Raw genomic sequence first — 24,901 nt, 5'->3', positions numbered from 1 at the left:
AGCGCATTCGCTGGATAGTTATTACTTATCCCGACGCATCGAACGAGGCGATCGCCAATCTTCTAAGGGATTGGGACGGGTTTAAAAAGAAGTTGGGAGGAATATTAAACAAGAACTCTTTTAAACTATGGGTTGCAAGTATCGGGATACAGGTAGCAACGAGTTCTAAAAAAAAAATCCCCTGTTACGACATCAATATCGCTGTTGTAGACAGAGGAGAAAAGCAGTCAAAGTACCTAATTGATTCGATTTACGGAGCGATGAGCAAAATAGCGAGAGAGACGATTAAACCTCCCTTAGACATTCATAATCAAACGATTTACAACACCGACGAAACCTTTCGAGAGTTTACTCATTATTTCGTGAAACAGGTAGACGAGTCCTTTCTGTGGAAGCTACAGAATGAGCATCCATCCGATTACTTCCTCAAGACATGGGCTATGCTTCCTCTAGGACTCAAAAAAGCGAGTAAACCTATTAGAGGAGAACTAAAAGGGATTGACCTGAAAGAAGCTAAAAATCTCATAGCCGACAGTTTAAAAGGTTTAGTGAAACTGTTACCTAATCACTCGAATAAGCAAAAATTAGTAGCTGAATTTGACCCCTCAAAGACTACACCAGAAGAAACATGGAAACTCTTTGAAAGTCTTACAGAACAGTAGTTTTAAAGTATGAAATACAAAAAATAGAGGGGAGAAACACCCCTCCATTCGTTCGTTTTTTCGCCAGACTAAGCGCCGATTTCTAACTGTTTCTCTAGGCGTGCAATAGTTATTTTTCTGTCCTCTTCCCTTTCCTCGTCCTCTTCCCCGAAAAGTTCGTCGCAGCTTTTTTCAGCCTCCTTTTGTTCAAAGTAATAGTTAACGAGATGGTCAAAACAGGTAGCCAAGGCGATCGGGATTCCTTCATTTTCATTTAGGTAACGACCGCTCCGAACTTTCCATTTGCCTGACTCTAAGTCAATCTCGAAAAGGTCTGGGTTATCCTCGTAAAACTCTACGATCGCATCCCAGTAATCGTCATCGTCCTCGATATAGGCAAACTTTGCCGCGAGTTTCATCTTAAACATTTCACCGATAGACGCATCATAAAAGTCCTTTTCAATAGTTACCGTTTCGTTATCGCTAGACATGATCAACAGTCCCTTTCCTCGTTTGTATTTTTATAGTAAATAGTTTAATTTAACCGGTCAATAAGTTATAAGTAAAACTAAACTTGTGTCGCTTTTAAAATATGGGACATTTATTCTCTTTATCGTTAGTAAAAACAGGTTAAATCTTTCTGTGAAAAGGCTTTGGGGCTGTACCCTTTGTATTTTTTGAGAAAGGCTTTAAAGGCTTTGAAGGCTTCAAAGCCTTTCCTGAAATACACACACTATCCCTAAGCAACGAAAGAATAGGGGTTTCGAGGGTTAGAAACCTTTCTTCACAAACCGATCGACAGAATAACCCAATCATGCTTTAATTTCATTCAAATCAACGCGCCCTAGGCGAGTGCTACCAACACCCATCTAGGACGACTTCCACCCCCATTGATACCACCAACAGGAGGGCGTTTTTATTATGCCGGAAAACGAAAACAAGAGAAAGATAGTTCACTGGTCTGAAATCGACTTACCGAACCGACCGTTACAGCCTAAGCGGGAGATGCTAATGGATCGAGGGTATCTCGACAAGAAGCCGTACAGAAACGAAATGATATTAATTCGGTACGACCGTTCCTATATTTCCTTTTGGGTTAAGCGATTTTTACTTGACCGACTAGGTGTAAGCGATCGCGAACTTTTTCGCCTTATCTTGGAGACAGAGAATATTTCAGGTAAGCCGATGTCACAACCATTCGAGACGAATATACCGGGTCTAGGGAAAGCGACCTTTGCAGAGTTTTTTCAGTTCCTGTCGGAAGAGACGAAAAAAGGGCGCTTCTGGGTAATCGCTGAATTAAATATTGAACGTATTCTATTTATGACTGATAACGCCGAACCCGGTGTCTTGAACATACCAGTCTCCCAGCATATAGGGCTTAATCGTCTAGACGCATGGCGTGACAGTATGGACGAATACGATCGTTTACAATACTTATTAAGAACAGAAAAGGTAGCACCTTCTTTTGAGTACAATCGCTATCGCCTAAACAATTCTTTTGTTCATTTCCAAAAAACAATTTACCGAATAGACGGTCTGTTCGGCACACAGTGCAGAGCTTCCGTTAGCGAGGGCTGGGAGTTACTTAGACCCGCTAAATAATCAGTCAAAATAATTATCGTAATGGGTTGTAGTCACGGGGCTACGCCTTTTTTTTTGCTGTACCCTTTGTATATTTCAGGAAAGGCTTTGAAGCCTTCAAAGCCTTTAAAGCCTTTCTCAAAAAATACACACACTATCGCCTCGTCGCGATTAACGAATTAATAATTTCCCCGACAGGGCAAAAGCACAGACATTCCCCCTCTCCCATCCCTTCCAAAAAGAGAAAGAAAGCGTTGCGACGGCATTGAGTCAAGGTTTGATGAAATCAACAGAGCTTGACCTTGACGCAAGGACTAGCGGCGCTAACTTGTTCTCTCAAGGGATGGGGTAAGGGGTAATAATCAATCCGCATCGCGGTTTCGTTTAGTCTCTACAATTCCGTTAGTTTCTATCAGTAACTCGCTTAGCGACCCATGTTGATTTGTCGAGAATGCTTCTAGACCCCTTGATATATAAGGATTGTGATTTCAGTCACATTTCATCAAACTGATTAAGCTCATCAACTTTTCCTAATACTAATTAACCGATACAAACGAATTAATTTTATGTAGTATGTAGTATGTTTGCGTTAACCTCACATTATGAATCCATCGATATATAAGCGTTGTAGCGACTCTCTAGAAACGATGTAATCGCGTTACCGAGTATCAGACTACCTAAAGCCGTTATCGCTCGTTGTAGAGCGTTCTAGGTAGCTTAAGAAGCGTTCCGATAGGACGGGTTTAAGAAGGGGGGTGCGGGGGGAAACATTCCCGACGAACAGTCACGCGATCGCCTTTCTCTCTTCTCCCAACAATCGGGAGGTAAGATTGCGAGACCTTTAAGGTTTCGTTATTCGTTACCCTAGCGTTCCTCTAAGCACGCGATCGCCACGAGATAAAAACGCTCTGGCTTATATTCGTGCTGGTTTGTCGAAAACCACCCTGTAACCCCCATCCTCTCGTCACCCCAACGGGGCTTATTTTGCCGTCTAACGGGTCTAACGGGTCTAACCTTACTCGGCTTCATCTAGGTACTAAAAAGGGGCATAGCCAGAAACTACACCCTCGTTATTCGCTTTGCGATCGCATTAGCCCTGTACAGCCTTCATCATCTGCAACTCAGTTCGCAACCGCTCTATTTCCTCGTCCTTGAACTGTATCGCTGTTTCTAGTTGAACTACTTTTGTTTTCAGTCGTTCGTTTTCTTCCTTTAGTTTTTCGGTTTCAGACTGCTTCTGTTTAGCTCGCTCTAAAGATGCTTTCATTTTTGCTTGTTTTCGAGTAGTAGACATACTTCGGTAGTACGTTCCTAGATTCATTTCAGGAGAATGTCCCAATGAATCGGCTATTGTACTTGGATCTATTCCCAATCCATGACCGCGATGATTGTAAGCATGACGTAAATCGTGAGGAGTAAACCCAAAATGATGCTTATTGAACCAACCGCAAGTCGTATTTGTGCATTTGTAGCCAGTTTGGTTATCGCCGTTGTATTCTAATGGTTCTTTAATATCTGGCAAATTCATCGGTTGATTCAATCCAAATTGTTCAAACCAGTCCTTGCCTTCTGGTGACAAAGGTGCGGCTAGTCGATAGCCTGTTTTGGTCTTGTGTCCTATTGCCAAAAACTTATTTTTATTGTTTGGGTCAAGAATGGCAGGGACAACATCTTCTATCTGAATATTTTCTGACTTGATATCCTCTATATCTTCGGGAAAGTCTTCAACTTCCACCCAGTCACCCTTACCCAGAACAACTGGTTTATCCCAGTTTTTAATATTCCAAGCCTCATGTACGCGCAATCCATAAACAGCTAATAAAGCGTAAAGGAACTGCCATTTTTTGTGATTCGGTATCCAAGTCTTTAAAATATGTTTTTTGCCGTTTCTTGTTCGATACGGTATAAATCCAGTTTCAAAAATCTGTTCAATTTTTTTTTCGCTAGGAACATCTCGCTGTTCTCTTTCTGGATTATTTGCTTTTTTGTATCCTTCAATCACCTTTGAATATTCGTCCCACCTGTCGATCCATTCAAGAAACCTTTGTAGTGCATTAAGGGTGTATTTTCTTGTATCTGAATCATTTTGGGTTTTCTCAATACACTCAACAATTAAAGATTTGCTCAGTTTTTTGTCATAACTTTCTTCGCTTAGAAAAGTATTATCAAGCCATCGGCGATGATTATACCAAGCCTTAACGGGGTTTTTCCTTGGGTTTCGACTCCGTTTATCCTCATTAAACCAATGCTTTTTGTGCGCTGCAAATAATTCCCCTACAGGCTTGTTTTCCCCTTCTTTTTCCTTTTCTTCTTTTAGTCGTTCTTTCTCTTTCGTCGTGACCGAGTTTCCCTGAATAGCAGTCTCGAACCAGTCCCAAGAAAAAGACCCATTGTTTAAAACCTGAGTCACTAGATCGGCTTTTTTGGCAGCGTCTCTTACTCCTTTTAAGTCGAATTTGCAACCCCCGCACCCCTTGTTAACTTGTTTCCCTGTGTCGGGGTTACGAAATTGCAGTACAACCGATTTACCTTTAACGGTAGGCATAGCTTTGTACTTGGCTGACTGATATTTAGTTCTGAGGTCGCCTTTAACCCGCTTAAGCAGTTCGGCTGGCTGAAAACTGCCATCAGTGATTAGTCCTTCCCAAATCGGCGTAAAGCCTGTCATGGTGTTGTTACTCATTTACTTATTTTTTACTTATTTTTTGGTGAGTTAACTTCTGAAAAGTCTTCAAAAAGGTCACTTTTCTATCATACACCTCTTGCTCCGTATGATAATAAGGATAGCGAAAAGGGGCAGTATCTGTCACCATTAACGCCGGATAACCTGCTTGCCAAAATGACCAATGATCCGACCATCCTACCCCGGAAATATTTTCAGGAAGCATTGCACCTTCTGAAGGAAATTGAGTACGATCGCGAAATGAACCGATCGCACTCCTAACCAACTGACTTGATGACAGATTGCCAATAAAAGCAATAAAATTTCCCGTGATGGGATAAACCATATTTAACAAACCGAGAGGATATTCTTGACTCCCCGGTTTTTCGGAATAATAACCCATTGTTTCTAAACTCAGCATTCCGACGATATTTTCCTTGCGATCGCGACATTTCCGCGCATAGACCAAACTCCCCATATCATCCGTCCAGAAAAACGGCGGTTCCTCATTAACAAACTCCACCAGTCGCAAAGTTCGCGAAAATTGTCGCCCGGAAAATGCCCGCGCTAGGGCTAAAATTGCCACCGTACCCGAACCATTATCATTTGCCCCCGGACTCCCGACAACGGAATCGTAATGCGCCCCAATAACTACAATTTCATCAGCTTTATCTGTTCCCGGTATCTCTATCTCAATATTATTAAAATGCTGTTTCTCAATATCATAGCCATGCAAATTAACTTCATATCCAGCAGATTGTAAAGCAGAAATGAGGAACTTTTCCGCAGCCTGTAAATTGTCGTAGAAAATATAATTATGTTCGCCAAGTTCTCCAAATCGTTCTAAATCTTGCTGCAAATCTTTTGCTAATTGTTGTTCGTTAGCGGTTAAAGGCGGTAATTCACCCTGATAACTTTTCCCCGGCATCATTATAAACATTCTCCATATCCCCAATAAAACAAAGACTAAAATACCTAAGATAATAATACTTCGCTTAAGTCCGTTCTTACTGATGATTTTAAATTTCATTGCTTAAACCAAAAATACGATCGCACTTCCTCAAAAGCAACGCGATCGCAATTTTCCCTCCCTACTCATTTATTCCGATTTTTTAGAAGTTTCAGAAGCCGTTAAATCTGCTTCCGAGACCATACTTTCAAAGGATTGCGTCATTTCTGCTTCTAAATTATCCACCGGGCGATCGAGGTTGGTTAAATCCTCCAAATTACTCACGATCGCGGGTTCGGGAACCTCAGATTTATCTTCTTGTACCGCTTCATCCTCCCAAAAATCGTCAATTTCTTCAACAGCGATCGCATTGTTAGCCGATTGTTGAGATGGTGTTGTTTTTGCCGCACTGGAAGTCACTACTTTTTCCGTTGGTGTTTCGATAACAGCTGTTGGAGAGACTGGTTTTGGGGGTTCTGGGGGCGTTTCTACAGAAGGTATGGGAGTTTCAACAACAGTTGCTGGAGGCGTATTTTTTGGCGATTCTGAGGTAGTTTCTCGATTTGTCGTCGTAACCGGCGTTTCTAATACGGCTTCTCCTGCATCTTCAACTTTAGTGACAGGAACAGGACGAGAAGAAGTTGTTCTCAATTGATTAAAGAGTTTAGTGAGAGGAGTAATGAGATTGACTAATTTTGCTTGAATTTGGGGGGAAACCTCTGTTTGCTGTTCTTGGGGAGTTTTCTCGCGGCGCAATTCGAGGAGTTGCCATCCCAACCCCATCAAAAGCCCTACTCCCGCCATTTGACCCAATAATACGCCCCCTGTGATGCGCCCGGCACACACCCATAAAACCAACGCATAAAAGAGCCCTACCCCACTCCAGATAAAGTCATTGCGGCGATAGATTTCAGGATAGAAGAAAGCTACCATATAAAGGGCAAAACTACCCAAACCGACAGCGATTGCTAGGATGTGTGCCAGCATTCTCAGAACTCCTCTCTAGGTTTGTTTGGAGATAACACTCTTTGTTCTCAATTTAACCATGTTGATGAGGATTTTTCGTAATTTGCGATCGCCCTTCAACGGGATGAGTCGGATCGCGAAGAAACCCGCAACATTCGCGCTTCAATTTCTGCCCACGTTTGCGGAGATACTCTCACCGCAGCTTGTTTGCAGCGCACGATTAATTGATTGGCATAAAGATAGTTTTTAAAAACTTGTATTTCGGTTTCTGATAAGCACATTAGTTCTGGGGTCAGTTCAAAGGCTTCGAGGAAACAGTGCTGGATGTGATGGCTAAAGGCTTCCACATCTGTTGCCCGATCGCTCATTGCCTGCAATTTTTCAATTAAGATGGCGATCGCCCATTCCTGAAATATTTCCAATTGTTGCAATTTTTGGGCGAGTTCGAGGGCGGCACTATTATCACCAACATCAATCAGTGCTTCCGTGAGAACGCGAGTAAGGGCAGGAGCGAGGGCGCGAGCGAGATGACGGGCGGGAGTGAGGGCTAAAGCAAGCGCTAAAGCGATCGCGCGTTTGGCGGTTGGTTCGTATTTGCCCTCGGTTTCTGTGGTGATGCGATCGCCCCAACTTAATAGCGATCGCGAGGTTTGTCCTTCTGGGGTATCGAGAAAGCGATCGGCTTCCCGTTCCACCCATAATAACAAGCGATCGGCTCCTCCTCGCATCAATCCGGCAATTAAAACAAAGACTTCTTGCCAGTGCATTTCTTTGAGATGAGTTTGCACGATTTCTTCAATTAAATCGTTGTCAGTAATGTATTGAGCAGCAAGATATTCCTGTAAAGTAACGTGGGAAAAAGAATAAACATCTTCAGCCCGTTTGACGATAATTCCCTGTTGAATCACGATAGAATTCAGAATCGATTCCCCATCTAAATTTTGCGGTGCATTGAGATTATCCGTCAGGAAAGTTTTAATCGGTTCGACGAGTTCCCATTTAGAGAAGAAAAAGCGATCGTTATTAAAACCTTGATAAGCAATTTCAGATAGCAAAATTTCTTCGGCTTCTGCGTGCAAACCGTGATAAATTTCATCGAGTTGAATGCGCTTTTCCGATGCCCATTCTTCTAGTAAAATTCGCAAGGCTTTGCGATAGAGTACGCTACGATTGCTGGGGAAATTTTGCGAGCGATCGTAAATACGACAGAGAAATGTTAATAATAAAGGCGTGTGGGCGAGTTCTTTGGCGGCGGCATTCTTGGGTTTTTGTAGTAATTGCCAGCATTTTTGTGCGGTTTCGGCTTCGCGATCGCGATCGGAACTAAACCAATGTTGAATAAATTCTTCGATTTGTCGATCGTCGAAATCACCAATAATAACATCGGAAAAACGAGCCAAACTACTTCTCACGGCTCCCGTGCGGCAAGATAGAATATAGCGGTTATGAGCATAGCGATCGACAAAATCTTGAATTTGTCCCATTAACGGGTTTAAATTTTCGCTGGGAACTTCATCCAAACCATCCAATAAAATTAATAATTTTCCTTGTTCTAAGGCTCTTTGGGTAAAATTATCGGCAGTCGGAAAGCCACTGATTTCAAATTCCTTTGTAATAAAGTCTTCTAAAGAAATATCCGTAGAATCAAAGCGTTTGAGTTCGATAAAAACAGGAATACAAGAAAAATCAAATTCTCCTTCTTGGCCTTTTAATGCCTCCAAACCGACTCGCTTTAAAAATGTTGATTTTCCGGCTCCCGGTGCGCCTAAAATCATTAAGTATTGTTGCGTTTTAGCAATGTCAATGCCTCTTTGTGCTTGAGTATCATTGACTTGAGTATCATTGGGAGTAAATCTGCGATGTCGTCCTTGACGAAAGTTTTCTTCTCGATCTTTGAGGGATTCAAATTGGCGGATATTTTCTTCATCAACAACTCGAACCGTTGTGTAAACGGACTCTAAATTGACCGGTTCGCGCATTCCCAAAACTTTGAGAGTGCCGTGACGTTCTGTATAATTGGTTGCATATTGTTGCGAGGCATTAAAAATTAACTGGCGGGTTTGTTCGTTTACACCTTTACCGATGAAATCGAGGGCTTTTCCTCCAGTTTCCCAGATAGATTGGAAAATAGGGACGGCAATGCCGCTAATGGCTGCGATCGCCAATGTCTCGATAATAGCTGTCATAGAGAGTCGATTGAGAATCCAAAGCGCAATGAATCTGACTCGATCGTACCATGACCCCCAAAAAGAAATTGCAAGCCTCTGTCGTATTGTGCTTAATTGTTAATGAAAAAGCGATCGCATTGAGAAATACAATCGCACTTTTAAGGAATTTAGGGAGCTTGTGAGTTAGTCCTTTGACACCCAATCAAAGAAGGCGATCGCTTTCAATCATTCGGTTTCAGAATTCACCGTCACCACCGCTTCAACTTTCGCTTTTTGAGTTTCCTCATCCACTTCAGTAATTGCCCAGCGCAAGGGTTGTCCGCGTTTCTCCAATTCTGCTTCAATTTCTTGCTTTAATTGAATCGGCGTTGCTTGTAAGTCAATCTCAGCAGTAATAAAATGTGTTGTCATGGTCATTGTCCAGAATAACGTTCAACTTATCCAGTTTACTGTTAGCGAGTTGAGCTTGGATAGTGCATAAACGTGACGGGAAGGCGAATTAAAACTTTAGCCAGTTGAGAGAGAGCGAACTTGAACTTTAGCGATCGCGGCAACTCCTCCCAAGTCACCACGACAAACCCCAATTGCTGATAAAAATTCACCAATTTTGTCCCCAAACATTCTAAATAGAGCGGTTTTGTGGCAACTTGAACGAGATGCCGAGTGAGAAAAGAACCCAAACCGCGATCGCGATCGCCTCGCGCCACCACTAAACTGCCCAACTCTTCCGCATCAGCAAAAGAGCGCAACTGTCCGCAAGCAATAATTGTCCCCGCTCTAGAAATCGTCCAAAATTGTTGCCAGCGTAACTGAGTCGGGTCGAGTCGCGCCCCCCAAACCAAACGCCGAATCGTCCTCATATCTTCTCGTACAGCCCGACGCAACAAACAACTTTTTGGTAATTCTCCACTATCCATAACCCATAACTCAAAATCTAATGTTAAACAACTGTTACAGTTCTTGACAGAACCTGAAAATATAGAGCCTCACAGTGATAGCATGCCCCTAAATCATTCAGATTTAGAGAGAAGGATTATGACAGAAGCTCTTACCGGAACAACTCCTCAATTTGGAGGAAGCACGGGTGGATTGCTGACCAAAGCAGAAACCGAAGAAAAATATGCCATTACTTGGAGCAGCACATCCGAGCAAGTTTTTGAAATGCCGACAGGTGGCGCGGCAATCATGAACTCTGGCGCAAATCTACTTTACCTCGCTCGTAAAGAACAGTGTCTCGCCCTCGGAACTCAACTCCGCACCAAATTCAAACCGAAAATTCAGGACTATAAAATTTACCGGGTTTATCCCAATGGAGAGATCCAGTATCTTCACCCGGCGGATGGCGTATTCCCCGAAAAAGTCAATCAAGGTCGCAGTCCCGTGGGAACCAAAACTCGCAGTATTGGCAAAAACCCCGAACCCGCTACCCTGAAGTTCTCCGGTAAACAACCTTATGAGGTTTAAACCCAACAACTCGACCAATAGTCAACATTGATTTCTAATAATTTTCAAACTAGGGAGGGGGGCATTTTGCTCCCCTTTTATTGCGGGGAACGAACGGCGATCGCACGTCCCGCGAATTAATTCGCGAAACCCTTGCGAGGCTGTGGCAAAATGTTAAATACCCGATAAAGGCGATCGCTCCCTCAATTATTTCGTTCCTTACCCTTCTGCTCGAATGACCGCAACAATCCCAACCCTCGCCCCCCAATACGATCCCTTTGCTACAGAAGAAAAGTGGCAACAATACTGGGAAGAAAATCGCGTTTTCCAAGCCGATCCCGCTCGAGGCGGCGAGTTATACAGTATTGTCATTCCTCCTCCCAATGTTACAGGCAGTCTCCATATGGGACACGCCTTTGAAACAGCTTTAATCGATACCCTAGTCCGCTATCAGAGGATGTTAGGCAAAAATACCCTCTGTTTGCCGGGAACCGATCACGCCAGTATTGCCGTCCATACCATCGTAGAACGCCAATTGCGAGAAGAAGGACAAACCCGCTACGAGATCGGACGCGAGAAATTCTTAGAACGGGCGTGGGAATGGCGGCATCAGTCCGGTGGCGAGATCGTCAATCAATTGCGGCGTTTGGGCTTATCTGCGGATTGGACGCGAGAACGCTTTACCATGGACGAAACCCTCTGCGAAGCCGTCCGAGAAGCCTTTGTTAACCTCTACGATGAGGGGTTGATTTATCGGGGCAATTATATGGTGAATTGGTGTCCCTCCTCCCAATCCGCCGTTTCTGACTTAGAAGTAGAAAATAAAGAAGTCGATGGCTATTTATGGCATTTCCGCTATCCCCTCAGTAACGGCAACAATCATATCGAAGTCGCCACCACTCGCCCGGAAACCATGTTGGGAGATACAGGCATTGCGGTTAATCCCAACGACGATCGCTACAAGGATTTAATCGGCAAAACAGTTATTCTTCCCATTGTCGGGCGGGAGATTCCCATTTTCGCCGATGAGTTGGTAGATCCCAGCTTCGGTACCGGCTGCGTTAAAGTGACCCCCGCCCACGATCCCAACGATTTTGAGATGGGACAGCGCCACAATTTGCCCTTTATCAATATTTTGAATAAAGACGGCACTCTCAACGAAAATGGGGGAGAATTTGCCGGACAAGATCGCTTTGAAGCACGGCGCAATATCATCAAGCGCTTAGAAATAGAAAAATTATTGGTCAATGTGGAGGAATATCGCCATGCGGTGCCCTATAGCGATCGCGGTAAAGTTCCCGTTGAACCTCTCCTCTCTACCCAGTGGTTTGTTAAAATCGAACCCCTCGCCCAACGCGCCCTCTACCATCTCGACAACCAAAATTCCCCTCGTTTCGTCCCCGGACGTTGGAGTAAAGTGTATCGCGATTGGTTAGTTCGTTTAAAAGATTGGTGCATCTCGCGGCAATTGTGGTGGGGACATCAAATCCCAGCATGGTACGCCATCAGCGAAACCGGCGGAAAAATCACCGATAATACTCCTTTTGTGGTCGCCCGCAACGAAGCCGAAGCGATGGGGAAAGCCACCGCCATGTTTGGAACAAAAGTTCAACTCGAACAGGATGCTGATGTTCTCGATACTTGGTTTTCCTCGGGCTTATGGCCATTTTCAACTATGGGCTGGCCGAAGGAAACCTCGGATTTGCAAGCTTATTATCCCAATTCCACTCTCGTTACTGGCTTTGATATTATTTTCTTTTGGGTGGCGCGGATGACCATGATGGCCGGACATTTCACCGATGAGATGCCCTTCAAAGATGTCTACATTCACGGCTTGGTCCGGGATGAAAACGGCAAGAAAATGTCTAAGTCTGCGGGGAATGGCATCGATCCCCTGATTTTAATTCGGAAATACGGTACCGATGCCCTACGCTATACCCTCATTAAAGAAGTGGCGGGGGCGGGTCAAGATATCAGCTTGCAGTACGATCGCACCACCGACGAATCCGAATCGGTCTCTGCCTCGCGCAACTTTGCCAATAAGCTCTGGAATGCCGCCCGTTTCGTGCTGATGAACTTGGAAGGACAAACCCCCGATCGCTTGGGATTTCCCGATCTCGCGGCGTTAGAGTTGAGCGATCGCTGGCTGCTTTCTCGCTTCTATCAAACCGTCCGGGAGACCCGCCACGATCTCGATAATTATGGCTTAGGAGAAGCTGCCAAACGCCTCTATGAGTTTATTTGGGGGGATTTCTGCGATTGGTATATTGAACTGGTCAAACCTCGACTGCGATCGCAAAACAATCCCACCTCTCAACGGGCAGCTCAGCAAACTCTGGCTTATGTCCTCGAAGGAACTCTCAAGCTCCTTCACCCATTTATGCCTCACATTACCGAAGAGATCTGGCAAGTTCTCACGCAAAACAAAACTCGTGCGATCGCCCAGCAATCCTATCCTGAAGTCGATGAAATTCTCGCACCCCTCAAACCCCAAAGTTATGAAATTGCCGATCCTTGGGGCAGCGAACCTTTATCAGTCACCAGTCACCAGTCACCAGTCACCAGTCACCAGTCACCAGTCACCAGTGGTATAGAGGAAGAGCAACAGCCACAATTGCTCCCTCGATCTCCCGACTACGAGAATCCCTTGATGCAATTTCTGGCGAATTTACCGGGGGGAATCAATCAATTTTTTCAAAATAATCAACGGGCTTTGATTGTTGGGGCGATCTCTTTAGGATCGTTGGTGGGATTCAAACTACTTCTTGCTATTCTCGCGACCCTCAACACAATTCCTTTCGTCGAACCCACATTAAAACTGGTCGGAATCGTTTATTCGGGTTGGTTTACTTGGCGCTATCTCGCCCGTTCTGACCGTCGCCAAGAACTGCAGAATATCCTGCAAAAGCGCTGGGATGAGACGTTAGGAATTCCACCAGAAAAAACCCCTTCTTCGCCTTCCAATCCCCAACGTCCAGACCCCAATCCCCAACTCTCAACCCCAAACCTGCAAACTCTCATCGATCCTGTTCTCGAAGAACACTTTAACTTACTCATCGAGACCATTCGCGCGATTCGGAATTTGCGAGCAGAAGCCGAAATCAAACCAGGTGTGAAAACAGCAATTATCCTGCAAAGCGAAAAGGAAGAAGAACGGCAAATCTTGATGGCCGGGCAAGCCTACATTCAAGATTTAGCCAAAGGGGAAACCGTGGCGATCGTAACGACCTTGCAAGAAGAACTCCCTCAAGCCTTTGCTGGGGTAGTGGGAACAGTACAAATTCTCATTCCTTTGCAAGGGGTTGTTGATTTAGTTGCTTTGCGGACAAAACTGGAGAAAAAATTAGGTAAAGTTGAAGGAGAAGTGAAGGCTTTAACTGGACGCTTAAACAATCCTAAATTTGTTAGTAAAGCACCAGATAGCGTAGTACAGGGTGCCAAAGATGCTTTAACGGAAGCGCAAAAACAGGTGGAAATTTTACGCGATCGCCTCAATCGCCTCAAATAACTGTCCTTATCTTGGTCAGCATTTCCCTTTGCGATCGCGATTGTTCCGGGATCTGACTGCTTGATTCATTCTGTCGATCGTCAGCGACTGCCAAACTAATGCAATATCTAGCACGAGTGCAAAACAATTCAACATCGGGAATCAATTTGCAGTTACTGGCAAGACACAGCCCTCCCGATAATACTTGGGTTGTCGATGACGTATCGAGATCGGTACATCTTGCAGATGGACAAATTCCCGCAACCTTTACCCTCAAAGTTGGCTTTTTAGTTTTAGTTAAATTGGATGACAAGGACGTTCCTGAAGCGATCGCAGATGTCACAGAGCAGCTGTTTATCCGTTCGCAACCCGAAGCGACGGTATCGGGAGATTCGCAATCTTGGCTCGCAGAGGAACAAGAGCAAATTGAACACTGGAGACACGAATTAACGTTAAAAAGTCAAGACTTAACTGTCAGAAATTTAGAATTAGAATCGAGTCGAGAGACGATGGAACAGAAATTCAAAAGTAAACAAAAAGAACTCGATCGCCGGAAAGAAGAACTCGATCGCCGGAAAGAAGAACTCGATCGCCGTGAGAAAGAACTGGGAAATGAATAAAAGATGCAGGAGAAAGAATTGCGTTCATCCTGCATATCCTACTCTCCCAATCTTAGACTGCGCTAGAAATTGGAGTTGCTACCGCCATACCCATGGCCATTTTTTCTTCGGGAAGGAGTTGCTCAATTGGTAGATCCAGCATCTCTTTGTAGAGTTTGATATACTCTCGCGCAGAATCATCCCAACTAAAGCGCTGAGACATGCCTCGTTTTTGTAAACTCTTCCAAGTGTCTGTATAGCGATAGCCTTCCCATGCCCGAACCATACAAGTAAAGAAATCGAGGGGTTCGTAGCGATCGAAACAATACCCTGTCCCAGCACCATTTACCGGATCGTGGTGGGTAACGGTATCCACTAACCCTCCAGTACGACGCACGATCGGAACCGAACCGTAACGCATGGCCAGCAATTGAGAAATACCGCAAGGCTCAAAGCGAGAGGGCATCAAAAAGGCATCAGTTCCCGCATAAATCCGACGGGATAGCCCATCATTGTAGAGAATTTGTGCCGAGACGCGACGGTGATGATGAGAGGATAAATGCCACATTTGGGTTTCGTAGTAGCGATCGCCGGTGCCTAAAAGCACAAATTGCGCGTCACTGTAGGACAGGAAACGATCCATCACCTGCATGAGGATATCAATCCCTTTTTGTTCCACCAAACGCGTCACCATTCCGACGAGAAACTTTTTGGGATCGATTTCCAAACCCAATTCTTCTTGCAGAGCCATTTTATTTTCCACCCGCTTTTCGATGCTGTCGGCATTATAGTTCTCGACAATGTAGCGATCGGTTTCGGGATTATAGCTCTCAATATCAATCCCATTGAGAATTCCCCGCAATTTGCTACCCACAAAAGACATTAACCCATCGAGTTGTTCCCCATAAGCTGGGGTTTGAATTTGTTGGGCATAGGTGGGGGAAACTGTGGTCACGCGATCGGCAAATTGAATGGCAGCGGACATGGTGTTATGACCCTGCATATACCAAGGACACCAAGCAAATTGCTCTAGTTTCCAACGCCAAGGCCCTTGATAGGCAATATTATGAATCGTGAAAACAGTTTTAATCTCTGGGGTTTCGTTCATCCAGACGGGAATCATGCCCGTGTGCCAGTCATTACAATGAATGATATCGGGTTTCCAATAATTCCAAGCAAATTCCGCCGCACCATTAGCAAAGAAGGTAAAGCGCCAATCTTCATCATCGCCATAATAAATGCGATTCGGATCGAAACAAGGGTGTCCGAAGAGGTAGAGGGGAACATCGCCATCAAATTTAGTTTCGTAAACGGCGAATTTTTGAAACATGGCGGTTCCCCACCACAAAGGTTCTTCGGGAATGTCTAACATCGGACTCGTGCTGAGGAAGCCATAATAGGGCATAAATATCCGCACGTCATGCCCCATATTGCGTAAAATCTTGGGTAATGTACCCACAACATCCCCCATCCCCCCAACTTTGGCTAATGGTGCAACCTCTGCGGCAACGAATAAAATCTTCATGTTGATTTTTGTTAACTGTATCTTTGCTAATTGTTAATTGCAGGCTGTCAACAGTCAACTATTTTTCGTTTCTCCTTTTCTGCAAACCTTGCCAACCGCGAATTATGTCCCCGATCGCGATCGCGTCCAACCATGCTTAAGTTAGCGAAAACATGGTTGGATAACTTTTTGGAGAATAATTGATGGGACTGGATAAGCTCAACAAGAGATATTAAAGGGGAAAATTAGTTGACTCCAGCAAATTTAATGAGGATAGTTTCTCCGATCTTTCTGACTAAAACGCTAAAATACGATCGCAAAACTGTCTGATGTTCAAGAACTTAAACTATGATTATCGAGCGCTTATCTCCCGATGGATTAACACCTCTGTGGACGAAATTGCAACTTGAATCGACTTGGGAAACGGGAAAACTACCCGATTGGGTTCGGATGAGTTACGAAGCCTTTACAAAAGTAATGCGAAGAGAGGGTTTTCCTTGTTTTTTCGGCAGTTTAGCCGAACAAAAAGGAATGATTCGCTATGCGATCGCCCCTTCTCTAAGCAGTCCTGAAACATTTGCACATATTCTCGCGGCGGTTTATGCCTATCTAGAAGAGGAAAGTCATCTAGCGGCGCATCATACAGAAGAGGATGCACTTTTGTTCACCCTCGCTCTCTTTTTTCCTGTAGAGGAAGAAGAACACTCCGTAGAATACTATGGCGAGCAAGCCTTCACTTTTTTAAACGAACTGCATCATCGCGATCGCACTCCTTGGCCCGAGGAGATTCCTACAGATCCGCAGAATCCCCAGTGGTGCTATTGTTTGGGAGGACGGAGCTTTTTTGTGAATATTGGTACTCCGGGTCATTGCGATCGCCGATCGCGCAATTTAGGGCCGGGTTTAACGATGATTCTCAATCCCGATAGTACCTTTCAAAGATTATGGGAACTGTGGGGAGAAGAACCCCGCCACAAGATTTATCGCCGTGTGGAAAAATACGATCGCATTCCTCCCTCTCCTTTACTGCGGTCTTGGCTTCCGCAAGAGGAACGCAATCTCTTGTATGCTGAGCTATCTCTTCTAAGCGATCGCAATGATAGTCAATTGACCTTTCCTTTTTACTACCATCCCTTAAATCAAAAGCAAGGAGAATGCCCCTTTCATCAATCTTCTGAAGTGCCTAAACTAACTGATTAATGCTTCTCTTCATTTAATCTGAGAAGGTAGTATTAATTGCTTTTTTACATAATATGGCTCAAACGATTTGGATCGCCAGACATGGCAACCGTGAAGATTTTATCGACCCCAATTGGCTCGAGATGGCATCTCAACCGTTTAATCCGGGGTTGTCTCTAGATGGGGTAGAACAGGCGAAAGCGTTGGGTCAACATCTAATTGGTGAGGAGATTCAACATATTTTCGCTTCGCCTTTTCTGCGAACCGTACAAACGGCAAATTATGTCGCCGAGGCGATCTCGCTTCCGATTAAACTCGAGGCGGGTTTATCGGAGTTTCTTTCTCTCTCTTGGATTGCCCTAACCCCGGAAATTCTTCCCCTGACTGCTTTAAAACAGCGTTTTCCGAACATTGACCCGAATTATACTTCTCGCATCGAGGTTCGCTATCCCGAACCCGAACGGGTGATGCTGGCGCGATCTCGCCAAACCATCCGCAAGTTAGCGCAAGACTTTCCCGAAAACTTCTTAATTGTTACTCATTCTTCTCCGATCGCTTGTATGGCGCAAGCGTTACTGCAAAATAAACTTAAAATTCGTCGTCCTCTGTGTGGCGTAGTTAAATTAGTAGGAGAAGGCGATCGCTGGCAAATCGAACTCAATGGCGATATTTCTCATTTAAAACATTTAAAGAATAATTACACGAGACTTGACAAGCTCAGCAATTTGAAAAGAAAAATTATCTTGGCCCAGCGAGTTCTATTACAGTAAGTTATCTGATTTCTTCTCGAAATAAATTAGCTAAAATTGCGGTTGCGAGACTGTCTGAACATTGAGGACTCAAAACCCATGATTATCACGCGTTTATCTCCCGATAAATTAACGCCCTTGTGGACGAAATTGCAACTTGAATCGGCTTTGGAGGCTGAAGAGTTGCCCGAGTGGGTTCGAGGGAGTTACGAAGCCTTTACCACTGTGCTGCGAGGAGAAGGGTTTCCCTGTTTTTTTGGGAGTTTAGCCGAACAAAAAGAGATGATTCGCTATGCGATCGCGCCTTCTTCAACAAATCGAGAAAGTCTAGAACACCTTCTCGAGGCGATTTATGCCTATTTAGAAGCAGAAAGAACTCTAGAAGAAGAAAACACTCTAGAAGAAGATTCACTTTTGTTGACTCTTGCGATCTTTTTTCCTTGGGAAGAAGGCGAGTACCCGATCGAGCATTATATAGAGCAAGCCTATACTGTTTTAAACGGATTGCATCAATGCGATCGCGTTCCTTGGCCGGCTGAAATTCCCTCCGATCCAACAGATATCGACTGGCGCTATTGTTTGGGTGGACAAAGTTTATTTATCAATGTTAGTACTCCTGCCAACCAAAAACGGCGATCGCGCAATTTGGGTCCCGGTTTAACCATGATTGTGAATCCGGATAATATTTTTGAAAGAGTTCGACAGCTTTGGGGAGAAGAACCGCGCCGTAATATTTATAAGCGCATGGAAACATACGATCTCGTTCCGATCTACCCTCTCCTACAGCCTTGGGATTCTGAAGAAGAACGCGAATATTGCACCACACAAGTTACCGCAATTGGCGATCGCAACGATCGTCAATATCCGTTTCCTTTTCGCTACAATCCTTCTAACCAACAACAAGGAAAATGTCCCTTTCGTTCATTCTCTTCCTCATCTAAACTTTCCCAGTAAAATTCTTTGAATCTCCCCGAAAAAATGCCAATTCTCTCTCCTAAAGTTCCAGAAAATATTGCTGCCGATCCCTATTTTGATTTGATTTTTTATGAAGAAAGACAATCCTTTTTTGAGAATACCAATGATATTTTGTGCCAGTGTTATCCTCGATTTTTAATTGAGGATTTTATTGACTCTCAAGAATGGAGCGATTTTTTTGCTCTCTATCCAGAATTTCAATTTGGTTTGGTAGAAAAAGCCACTGATAAAATAGTGGCACAAGCAAGTTGTCTGACGATTCCTTGGGATCGACCCTTTGAAGAATTGCCCAATACTGGGTGCGATTGGGCATTTACGATTGGTTTGGAAGCAAAATCAAAAAAGAGCGAGCCAACGATATTAGGAAGCGTTTCTCTTGCCATTCTCCCGGAATATCAAGGTCGGGGTTTAAGTAAATATCTTTTGGATTATATGCACGAACTGGCTCGATACCATCAATTTTCCCATATTATTTTAGCAGTACGCCCTACTCTCAAACATTTATATCCCCTCACGCCAATAGAACGATACATTCAATGGAAAAACGAGGCAGGTTTTGCCTTCGATCCTTGGTTGCGGATGAATCTCAAACAGGGAGCAAAATTAATCGGTATCTGCGATCGCTCTACAACCATTATCGAACCTATTGCTTACTGGGAAGAAATGACCCAAATACGCTTTCCTGAAACTGGAAATTACATTATTCCGGGTGCAATTGTTCCTCTAGAAATCGACTGCGAAGCAAACCAAGGATATTACATTGAACCTAATATTTGGTTGAGTTATCAGATATCTTAAATCTTTAAGATTTTTCGGCATCTTTATAAAATAAAAACAGCAATAACTGACTCTCTGATGATGAATTCAAAACGCTCGTATGCCAGAGTAGCGGACTCTGAAAGATTGCCGTTTGTCCAGACATCTCTATGGTAACTTCCTCGGGGTGAGAAACGTGCATTTGTTCTTGAGTCGGAAACGGCCATCCCGTACTTTTTGGAACGACTTTCTGTTGAGTGCTGCCCCCTTCACTACCAAACAAGTACAAGCCAACACCAATTTTAGGGTTAGTATAGAGAACGTCAGTATCTTGATGCCAGAGCGTATTCCCTTGTCCGGGATGAATGCGGAATAAAGACCAAAAAACAGGCTCGGGTTCGCAAGGACTTTTTAATATGGCTTCCACGCGATCGACTAAAAAGGGGGCGCGTGCCAATTCCCTAAAAGCAGGATATTCAGATACGCAGGTAAACCACTCATCTCCGCTATACGCGCCATTTATAATTAACGGTTCCTCGACAGGAACTGTTGACTCAATTTCTCTTCCTTCCCGAAGTAGATCGTTAGCAAGGTCTGGAGGAATGATATTTTCTCCAACAACGTAGCCATTGTCAGCAAAACTGTCAGCAAAATTTTGTTTCATTAGGGTCGTTAACATAAATCTCTCGGCGATTGGCTATGGGAATGTTGTTATGATAATATTATCATAAACTACTTCTAATTTTATTTTTAAATTTACATATAATTCAATTAAAATATTACAATTTTAGGATAAATCGTCAATGTCTTCTAAGATTTTAATAAGTTTTCGAGCCGATCGTAGTAATGCTTCTTTATTGGACAAACCTAAGATTAATTGTCCGTTGACTACAAATTTTTCAGGAAAATTTTCCGGCATAAGATAACGATAATCGAGGGTTAATTCTTCTCCTGCGGCAATATCTCGCACTGCTAAAAATACGCCACAGTGAGATAAAAGATTAGGTGAATCAGAATGATTGATATAGTCATCGAGTCCTTTTTCTCGACCGTTGCCAATCTGATAGTGGCCGATCAACCTAATAAATGAATGTTGGTATATCTCGCTGGCATTCTCATATTCTTCCAGATATAATTTCTCATCAATAATGCGATCGTCCGGATCTTCACAAGCATAAATAGAGATAATCTTACCTTTCGGTAAAAACTCTAAGGTAAACAAGCCTTCTCCAGATATTGATGACCTGCGAACTTCTGTGTTAATAAATAGCATAGTTACAGCAATCTATTTATTGGTAATTTATTTCGATCGGAGTATAACATATCGTTATTTTAGTGAATGACGAGCAGTACTTATGATCGTTAAAACAAGAGATTTGATACTCAGCCGATCTGGTGAGGGCTTCCTCAACAAGAGATTGGCGTGATAGATCCAACACCTTGAACAATTAACCATAAAATTATTTAAGAACAAAAAATATTGAACGGTTAAAATAAAGTTAACTCTCAATCTTAAGAGCAAAATATTCTGATGGGCGATCGAACTTTCCTAGTTTTTTCTCTTGCTGTCATTTTAGGATGCAGTGGTCTTAACTCCCTAGCAGTTAAGGCCAATCCGATTCAATCGGCATCGGATGGAACGGGGACGAATGTTAACCAAAGTAGTAATACATATCTCATTCAAGGCGGAACGCAAACGGGAAATAATTTATTTCACAGCTTTCAAGAATTTGGCTTAAGTTCGGGCGAAATTGCTCATTTTCTTTCGCAACCGAATATTGAAAATATTCTCGCCAGAGTTATAGGCGGTAATCCTTCTCTCATCAATGGTTTGGTACAAGTGAGCGGCGGGAATTCTCATCTTTTTTTAATGAATCCAGCCGGAATTGTCTTCGGTGCAAGTGCGAGTTTGAATGTACCGGGGGACTTTTTTGCGACGACGGCAACGGGGATTGGCTTGGGGCGCGATCGCATTTTTTACGCAACAGGCAGTAATGATTATACTCGCTTGAGCGGAACGCCAACCCATTTTGATTTTGCCCTCGATAACCCAGCACCAATTATCAACGCTGGAAATTTAACAGTTGACACGGGAAATAATATCCTCTTAACCGGAGGAACGGTGATTAATACCGGACAATTAAATGCACCGGGGGGAAATATTACCATCGCCGCCGTCCCTGGAACCAATCGTGTCAAAATCTCCCAAGCCGGGACGATCTTAACCCTCGAACCGGATATTCCGCTTTCAGAAACTGGAGATCCCCTCGCTTTTACGCCTCTTGATTTGCCCGCTTTGCTCGTCGGGGCAGAATCTCAAGGGGTGGAGACGGGTTTAAAAACGAATAATGCCCGAGAAGTTCAACTGGCTTCGGGACAGAATATCCCTTGGGAAACAGGAACGGCAATTGTTACAGGAAATATCAATGCAAGCTTGGGAACAGTAGGAAATGTGGGAGGCAATGTCGGCATATTCGGCGATCGCATTGCGCTGTTCAATGCCAACATTGATGCTTCGGGAGAGAGTGGCGGCGGTACGGTGTTAATCGGGGGAGAATACCAAGGATTGGGGGATTTACCGACGAGCGATCGGGTCTATATCGATGCTGATTCTACAATTCGCGCCGATGCTTTCTCACAAGGGAATGGCGGTCGCGTTATCGTTTGGGCAGATGAGATCGCGGGTTTTCAAGGCAATATTTTTGCGCGGGGGGGGTCTCTATCTGGAGATGGGGGTTTTGTGGAAACTTCTGGGAAAGATACGCTGATTTTTGAGGGTTTTGTCGATGTTAGTGCGACGAATGGAGTAGATGGGACATTGTTGCTCGATCCCGTAAATATTACTATTGACTCGAACCCAGATTCAGCAGGTGTCGTTGCCGCTTTAGTCGATTCTGTTCTCACTGATGCAGAGCTTGCCGGTAATATTACGATTAATGAAGCAACTTTACAAGCGTTGAGTGGCAATATTATTCTCGAAGCCTCAAATAATATTTTTCTTGATACTGCCACATTAAATTTCACGACGGCAACTTCGATTACTTTTATTGCCGATGCTGATAATGACGGCGTTGGCAATATGATTATGGCTAATAATTCTACGATTAACACTAATGGAGCGGATCTGAACATAAACGGCGATCGAGTTACTCTTCAGAATATCAATGCCGGAACCGGTAAAATTACTCTCAATGTTAAAGATCGACTGGCTTTTAACAATAATCCCACGATTTCAACCCAAGATTTGACTATTCGCAGCAATCTCATTGATTTCGTCACTCCGGCAACCATTAATGGTACGGGCAATTTCGTTTTAGAAACTGCGACGGCAAGTCGAGATATTATTTTGGGCGGGACGGGAGCAATAACCACAGCCTTAGACCTGACGACAAGCGAATTGCAAACCTTACAAAATGGATTTAGTTCCGTTACAATCGGTCGAACGGATGGGACGGGAAATATTACCTTAAACGATGCCAATAGTTTGACTCAATCCACTCATATTGCTGGAGCAGGTAATTTTATCGGTGCGAATCAAAATACAACTTGGACTCTGACGGGAAGCAATAGTGGGAGTGTAAGCGGTTTGGCGAATAGTTTGACGTTTAACAATGTTGCCACCATTACTGGAGGAAGTGCTAATGATACTTTTGCTTTCGCGAATGGTGTTAATTTTAATGGCAATATTGACGGAGGAGCGGGTTTTGATACCCTTGATTACTCGAATTATGGCAGTTCTATTTCAGTCGATCTCGTTAACGGTACGGCAACGGGGACATTGGGGATCGCTAATATTGAAACTTTTATTGCACCGCCTTCTTCAACTTCAACACCCTCAACAACTTCAACACCTTCAATAACCTCAACCTCTTTGTCGGCATCTCTTGTGACTCCTTTCCAAGCTCCATCGCTGTCTGCGTTATCTTGGTCTTTGTTCGATACAGAAGGATCTTTAGTCCTCTCTCGAGAGCAAATCGGGAACTTGCTCGATCTCGGTGATATTGAGGGGGCGATCGCTGCCTTAGATTTCTATCACACTCGCAGTTTTTCACGCTATTTTGGCCGCGATCGCGCCACCTCTGCTCCTTCCTTCGAAGATTTGCAATCGACGCTCCACCGCATGAGCGAGGAAACTGGAGAAATGACAGCGAGCCTCTATATTTTTTCCCGCCGCGATCGCCTCGATCTCGTCCTTGTCCCCCCCACCAGAGATCCCATTCATTACAGCATCCCGGATGTCTCTCGGGAAACGCTCTTGGCGGAAATCTACAATTTTCAAACAGCGATCGCTCACCCCCTCCACCGTCGCAACACTCGTTATCTCGCCCCGTCCCAAAAACTGCATCAATGGCTCATTTCGCCCGCTCAAAGCGATTTACAGCGTTTTGATATTCAAACCCTCATGTTTGTCCTTGATGATGGCTTGCGAACGCTCCCGATGGCAGCATTACACGATAGCGATCGATTTTTAATCGAAAATTACGCAATTTCTCTCGTTCCCAGTTTGCATTTTGTTGCCCCACATTATGCTGATATTCGCAATAGTTCAGTTGTGGCGATGGGAATGTCAGAGTTTACCAATCAAGAGGCTTTACCCGCAGTTCCCGTCGAAGTAAGTACCATTGCCCACAACTTCAATGCTCCGGAAACCTTTCTCAATGAAACTTTTACCCTCAATGCTTTGCAACAAGAACCCCAACGCAGCCGGGCAAAAATCGTCCATTTAGCCACTCACGGACAATTCCAACCCGGCACTCCCTCCGAGTCTTATATTCAATTATGGGATCGCTCTCTCACTTTAGAACAAATGGGAGCGTTAAATTGGGGAGAGAAAGAGATTGAATTATTGGTGTTAAGTGCCTGTCGCACGGCTTTGGGAGATGAGAGCGCCGAATATGGTTTTGCAGGATTAACGGTACAATCGGGAGTCAGTTCCGCAGTGGCAAGTCTTTGGTATGCGAATGATGCAGGAACTTTGGCATTAATGACCGAATTCTATCGCCAGTTGCGGGAGAGACCGACGAAAAGCCAAGCTTTGCAACAAGCGCAAATTGCCATGATTCAAGGGGTAGTGCGCTTAGAAAAAAAAGGTAATTTATCTAATAGTAAGGAAACGGGACAGTTAGTCAGTCCTTTCGGCCGGGTGGCCTTGCCCCCCGAGTTGGCCAATTTGAGCGATCGCAATTTCCAGCATCCCTATTATTGGTCGGGCTTTACTCTAATTGGCTCGCCGTGGTAA

The 24,901-nt window shown here is 44.1% G+C and carries 21 protein-coding genes; 10 read left to right on the top strand and 11 right to left on the bottom strand.

Annotation, left to right across the window (positions count from 1 at the left end):
• A partial coding sequence (locus AC6RV6_RS23970; protein WP_500243407.1) for a hypothetical protein occupies positions 1–662 on the top strand: 662 nt, incomplete at its 5' end.
• A gap of 68 nt (positions 663–730) precedes the next feature.
• Here the strand turns inward: AC6RV6_RS23970 and AC6RV6_RS23965 are convergent.
• Positions 731–1,132: a hypothetical protein gene (locus AC6RV6_RS23965; protein WP_500243406.1), complete on the bottom strand. Its 402-nt coding sequence runs from the start codon at positions 1,130–1,132 to the stop codon at positions 731–733.
• A 430-nt stretch (positions 1,133–1,562) separates the two neighbouring features.
• Between AC6RV6_RS23965 and AC6RV6_RS23960 the strand changes: the two genes are divergently transcribed.
• Positions 1,563–2,246: a hypothetical protein gene (locus AC6RV6_RS23960; protein ID WP_500243405.1), complete on the top strand. Its 684-nt coding sequence runs from the start codon at positions 1,563–1,565 to the stop codon at positions 2,244–2,246.
• Between the two features lie 843 nt (positions 2,247–3,089).
• On the opposite strand, the gene AC6RV6_RS23955 is transcribed toward AC6RV6_RS23960, so the two are convergent.
• From AC6RV6_RS23955 to AC6RV6_RS23925, 7 genes are all read right to left on the bottom strand, one after another.
• The gene (locus tag AC6RV6_RS23955; protein WP_500243404.1) at positions 3,090–3,254 is read right to left on the bottom strand and encodes a hypothetical protein; all 165 of its coding nucleotides are present in this window, start codon (positions 3,252–3,254) and stop codon (positions 3,090–3,092) included.
• Positions 3,255–3,315: 61 nt separating this feature from the next.
• A complete protein-coding gene (locus AC6RV6_RS23950; RefSeq protein ID WP_500243403.1) occupies positions 3,316–4,893 on the bottom strand; it encodes a hypothetical protein in 1,578 nt (525 codons plus the stop codon).
• Positions 4,894–4,912: 19 nt separating this feature from the next.
• Positions 4,913–5,917, bottom strand: a complete 1,005-nt coding sequence (locus AC6RV6_RS23945) for a M28 family peptidase (protein ID WP_500243402.1) — start codon at positions 5,915–5,917, stop codon at positions 4,913–4,915.
• A 69-nt stretch (positions 5,918–5,986) separates the two neighbouring features.
• A complete protein-coding gene (locus AC6RV6_RS23940) occupies positions 5,987–6,823 on the bottom strand; it encodes a Ycf66 family protein (RefSeq protein ID WP_500243401.1) in 837 nt (278 codons plus the stop codon).
• A 95-nt stretch (positions 6,824–6,918) separates the two neighbouring features.
• Positions 6,919–8,988 (bottom strand): NACHT domain-containing protein, encoded by a 2,070-nt coding sequence (locus AC6RV6_RS23935; protein WP_500243400.1) that lies wholly within the window; start codon positions 8,986–8,988, stop codon positions 6,919–6,921.
• 207 nt (positions 8,989–9,195) lie between these two features.
• On the bottom strand, positions 9,196–9,381 hold the full coding sequence (locus AC6RV6_RS23930) for a DUF8621 family protein (protein WP_500243399.1): 186 nt from the start codon (positions 9,379–9,381) through the stop codon (positions 9,196–9,198).
• A gap of 41 nt (positions 9,382–9,422) precedes the next feature.
• Positions 9,423–9,887: a GNAT family N-acetyltransferase gene (locus AC6RV6_RS23925; RefSeq protein ID WP_500243398.1), complete on the bottom strand. Its 465-nt coding sequence runs from the start codon at positions 9,885–9,887 to the stop codon at positions 9,423–9,425.
• A gap of 118 nt (positions 9,888–10,005) precedes the next feature.
• Between AC6RV6_RS23925 and AC6RV6_RS23920 the strand changes: the two genes are divergently transcribed.
• From AC6RV6_RS23920 to AC6RV6_RS23910, 3 genes are all read left to right on the top strand, one after another.
• Complete coding sequence (locus tag AC6RV6_RS23920) at positions 10,006–10,434, top strand: photosystem I reaction center subunit II PsaD (protein ID WP_500243397.1); 429 nt, start codon at positions 10,006–10,008, stop codon at positions 10,432–10,434.
• A gap of 214 nt (positions 10,435–10,648) precedes the next feature.
• Positions 10,649–13,921 (top strand): valine--tRNA ligase, encoded by a 3,273-nt coding sequence (locus AC6RV6_RS23915; RefSeq protein WP_500243396.1) that lies wholly within the window; start codon positions 10,649–10,651, stop codon positions 13,919–13,921.
• Positions 13,922–14,019: 98 nt separating this feature from the next.
• Complete coding sequence (locus AC6RV6_RS23910) at positions 14,020–14,520, top strand: HmpF-related protein (protein WP_500243395.1); 501 nt, start codon at positions 14,020–14,022, stop codon at positions 14,518–14,520.
• A 52-nt stretch (positions 14,521–14,572) separates the two neighbouring features.
• Here AC6RV6_RS23910 and glgA read toward each other — a convergent pair whose 3' ends face one another.
• Positions 14,573–16,024, bottom strand: a complete 1,452-nt coding sequence (glgA, locus tag AC6RV6_RS23905; protein ID WP_500243394.1) for a glycogen synthase GlgA — start codon at positions 16,022–16,024, stop codon at positions 14,573–14,575.
• Between the two features lie 327 nt (positions 16,025–16,351).
• On the opposite strand from glgA, the gene AC6RV6_RS23900 reads away from it, so the two are divergent.
• From AC6RV6_RS23900 to AC6RV6_RS23885, 4 genes are all read left to right on the top strand, one after another.
• Positions 16,352–17,203 (top strand): YqcI/YcgG family protein, encoded by an 852-nt coding sequence (locus tag AC6RV6_RS23900; RefSeq protein WP_500243393.1) that lies wholly within the window; start codon positions 16,352–16,354, stop codon positions 17,201–17,203.
• A gap of 53 nt (positions 17,204–17,256) precedes the next feature.
• On the top strand, positions 17,257–17,952 hold the full coding sequence (locus AC6RV6_RS23895; RefSeq protein ID WP_500243392.1) for a histidine phosphatase family protein: 696 nt from the start codon (positions 17,257–17,259) through the stop codon (positions 17,950–17,952).
• Positions 17,953–18,030: 78 nt separating this feature from the next.
• Entirely contained in the window at positions 18,031–18,885 is an 855-nt protein-coding gene (locus AC6RV6_RS23890) for a YqcI/YcgG family protein (RefSeq protein ID WP_500243391.1), read from the top strand.
• A gap of 24 nt (positions 18,886–18,909) precedes the next feature.
• Entirely contained in the window at positions 18,910–19,704 is a 795-nt protein-coding gene (locus tag AC6RV6_RS23885) for a GNAT family N-acetyltransferase (protein ID WP_500243390.1), read from the top strand.
• A gap of 4 nt (positions 19,705–19,708) precedes the next feature.
• Here AC6RV6_RS23885 and AC6RV6_RS23880 read toward each other — a convergent pair whose 3' ends face one another.
• Positions 19,709–20,341, bottom strand: coding sequence for a phytanoyl-CoA dioxygenase family protein (locus AC6RV6_RS23880; RefSeq protein ID WP_500243389.1), 633 nt, complete (start codon positions 20,339–20,341; stop codon positions 19,709–19,711).
• 108 nt (positions 20,342–20,449) lie between these two features.
• Entirely contained in the window at positions 20,450–20,935 is a 486-nt protein-coding gene (locus AC6RV6_RS23875) for an SET domain-containing protein (RefSeq protein ID WP_500243388.1), read from the bottom strand.
• Between the two features lie 258 nt (positions 20,936–21,193).
• On the opposite strand from AC6RV6_RS23875, the gene AC6RV6_RS23870 reads away from it, so the two are divergent.
• The gene (locus AC6RV6_RS23870) at positions 21,194–24,901 is read left to right on the top strand and encodes a CHAT domain-containing protein (RefSeq protein ID WP_500243387.1); all 3,708 of its coding nucleotides are present in this window, start codon (positions 21,194–21,196) and stop codon (positions 24,899–24,901) included.

The organism is Spirulina sp. LEGE 11439 (assembly GCF_059821285.1).
The sequence above is the reverse complement of the archived record's forward strand: the minus strand, read 5'-3'. Positions and strand labels throughout refer to the sequence as shown.

Excerpts from the sequence above, each read along its gene's own strand:
- AC6RV6_RS23945 (WP_500243402.1), bottom strand. The coding sequence starts at position 5,917 with ATGAAATTTAAAATCATCAGTAAGAACGGACTTAAGCGAAGTATTATT.
- AC6RV6_RS23875 (WP_500243388.1), bottom strand. The coding sequence starts at position 20,935 with ATGCTATTTATTAACACAGAAGTTCGCAGGTCATCAATATCTGGAGAA.
- AC6RV6_RS23925 (WP_500243398.1), bottom strand. The coding sequence starts at position 9,887 with ATGGATAGTGGAGAATTACCAAAAAGTTGTTTGTTGCGTCGGGCTGTA.
- AC6RV6_RS23965 (WP_500243406.1), bottom strand. The coding sequence starts at position 1,132 with ATGTCTAGCGATAACGAAACGGTAACTATTGAAAAGGACTTTTATGAT.
- AC6RV6_RS23910 (WP_500243395.1), top strand. The coding sequence starts at position 14,020 with ATGCAATATCTAGCACGAGTGCAAAACAATTCAACATCGGGAATCAAT.
- AC6RV6_RS23950 (WP_500243403.1), bottom strand. The coding sequence starts at position 4,893 with ATGACAGGCTTTACGCCGATTTGGGAAGGACTAATCACTGATGGCAGT.
- AC6RV6_RS23940 (WP_500243401.1), bottom strand. The coding sequence starts at position 6,823 with ATGCTGGCACACATCCTAGCAATCGCTGTCGGTTTGGGTAGTTTTGCC.
- AC6RV6_RS23935 (WP_500243400.1), bottom strand. The coding sequence starts at position 8,988 with ATGACAGCTATTATCGAGACATTGGCGATCGCAGCCATTAGCGGCATT.
- AC6RV6_RS23885 (WP_500243390.1), top strand. The coding sequence starts at position 18,910 with ATGCCAATTCTCTCTCCTAAAGTTCCAGAAAATATTGCTGCCGATCCC.
- AC6RV6_RS23960 (WP_500243405.1), top strand. The coding sequence starts at position 1,563 with ATGCCGGAAAACGAAAACAAGAGAAAGATAGTTCACTGGTCTGAAATC.
- AC6RV6_RS23870 (WP_500243387.1), top strand. The coding sequence starts at position 21,194 with ATGGGCGATCGAACTTTCCTAGTTTTTTCTCTTGCTGTCATTTTAGGA.
- AC6RV6_RS23880 (WP_500243389.1), bottom strand. The coding sequence starts at position 20,341 with ATGTTAACGACCCTAATGAAACAAAATTTTGCTGACAGTTTTGCTGAC.
- AC6RV6_RS23900 (WP_500243393.1), top strand. The coding sequence starts at position 16,352 with ATGATTATCGAGCGCTTATCTCCCGATGGATTAACACCTCTGTGGACG.
- AC6RV6_RS23915 (WP_500243396.1), top strand. The coding sequence starts at position 10,649 with ATGACCGCAACAATCCCAACCCTCGCCCCCCAATACGATCCCTTTGCT.
- glgA (WP_500243394.1), bottom strand. The coding sequence starts at position 16,024 with ATGAAGATTTTATTCGTTGCCGCAGAGGTTGCACCATTAGCCAAAGTT.
- AC6RV6_RS23895 (WP_500243392.1), top strand. The coding sequence starts at position 17,257 with ATGGCTCAAACGATTTGGATCGCCAGACATGGCAACCGTGAAGATTTT.
- AC6RV6_RS23955 (WP_500243404.1), bottom strand. The coding sequence starts at position 3,254 with ATGAAGCCGAGTAAGGTTAGACCCGTTAGACCCGTTAGACGGCAAAAT.
- AC6RV6_RS23920 (WP_500243397.1), top strand. The coding sequence starts at position 10,006 with ATGACAGAAGCTCTTACCGGAACAACTCCTCAATTTGGAGGAAGCACG.
- AC6RV6_RS23890 (WP_500243391.1), top strand. The coding sequence starts at position 18,031 with ATGATTATCACGCGTTTATCTCCCGATAAATTAACGCCCTTGTGGACG.
- AC6RV6_RS23930 (WP_500243399.1), bottom strand. The coding sequence starts at position 9,381 with ATGACAACACATTTTATTACTGCTGAGATTGACTTACAAGCAACGCCG.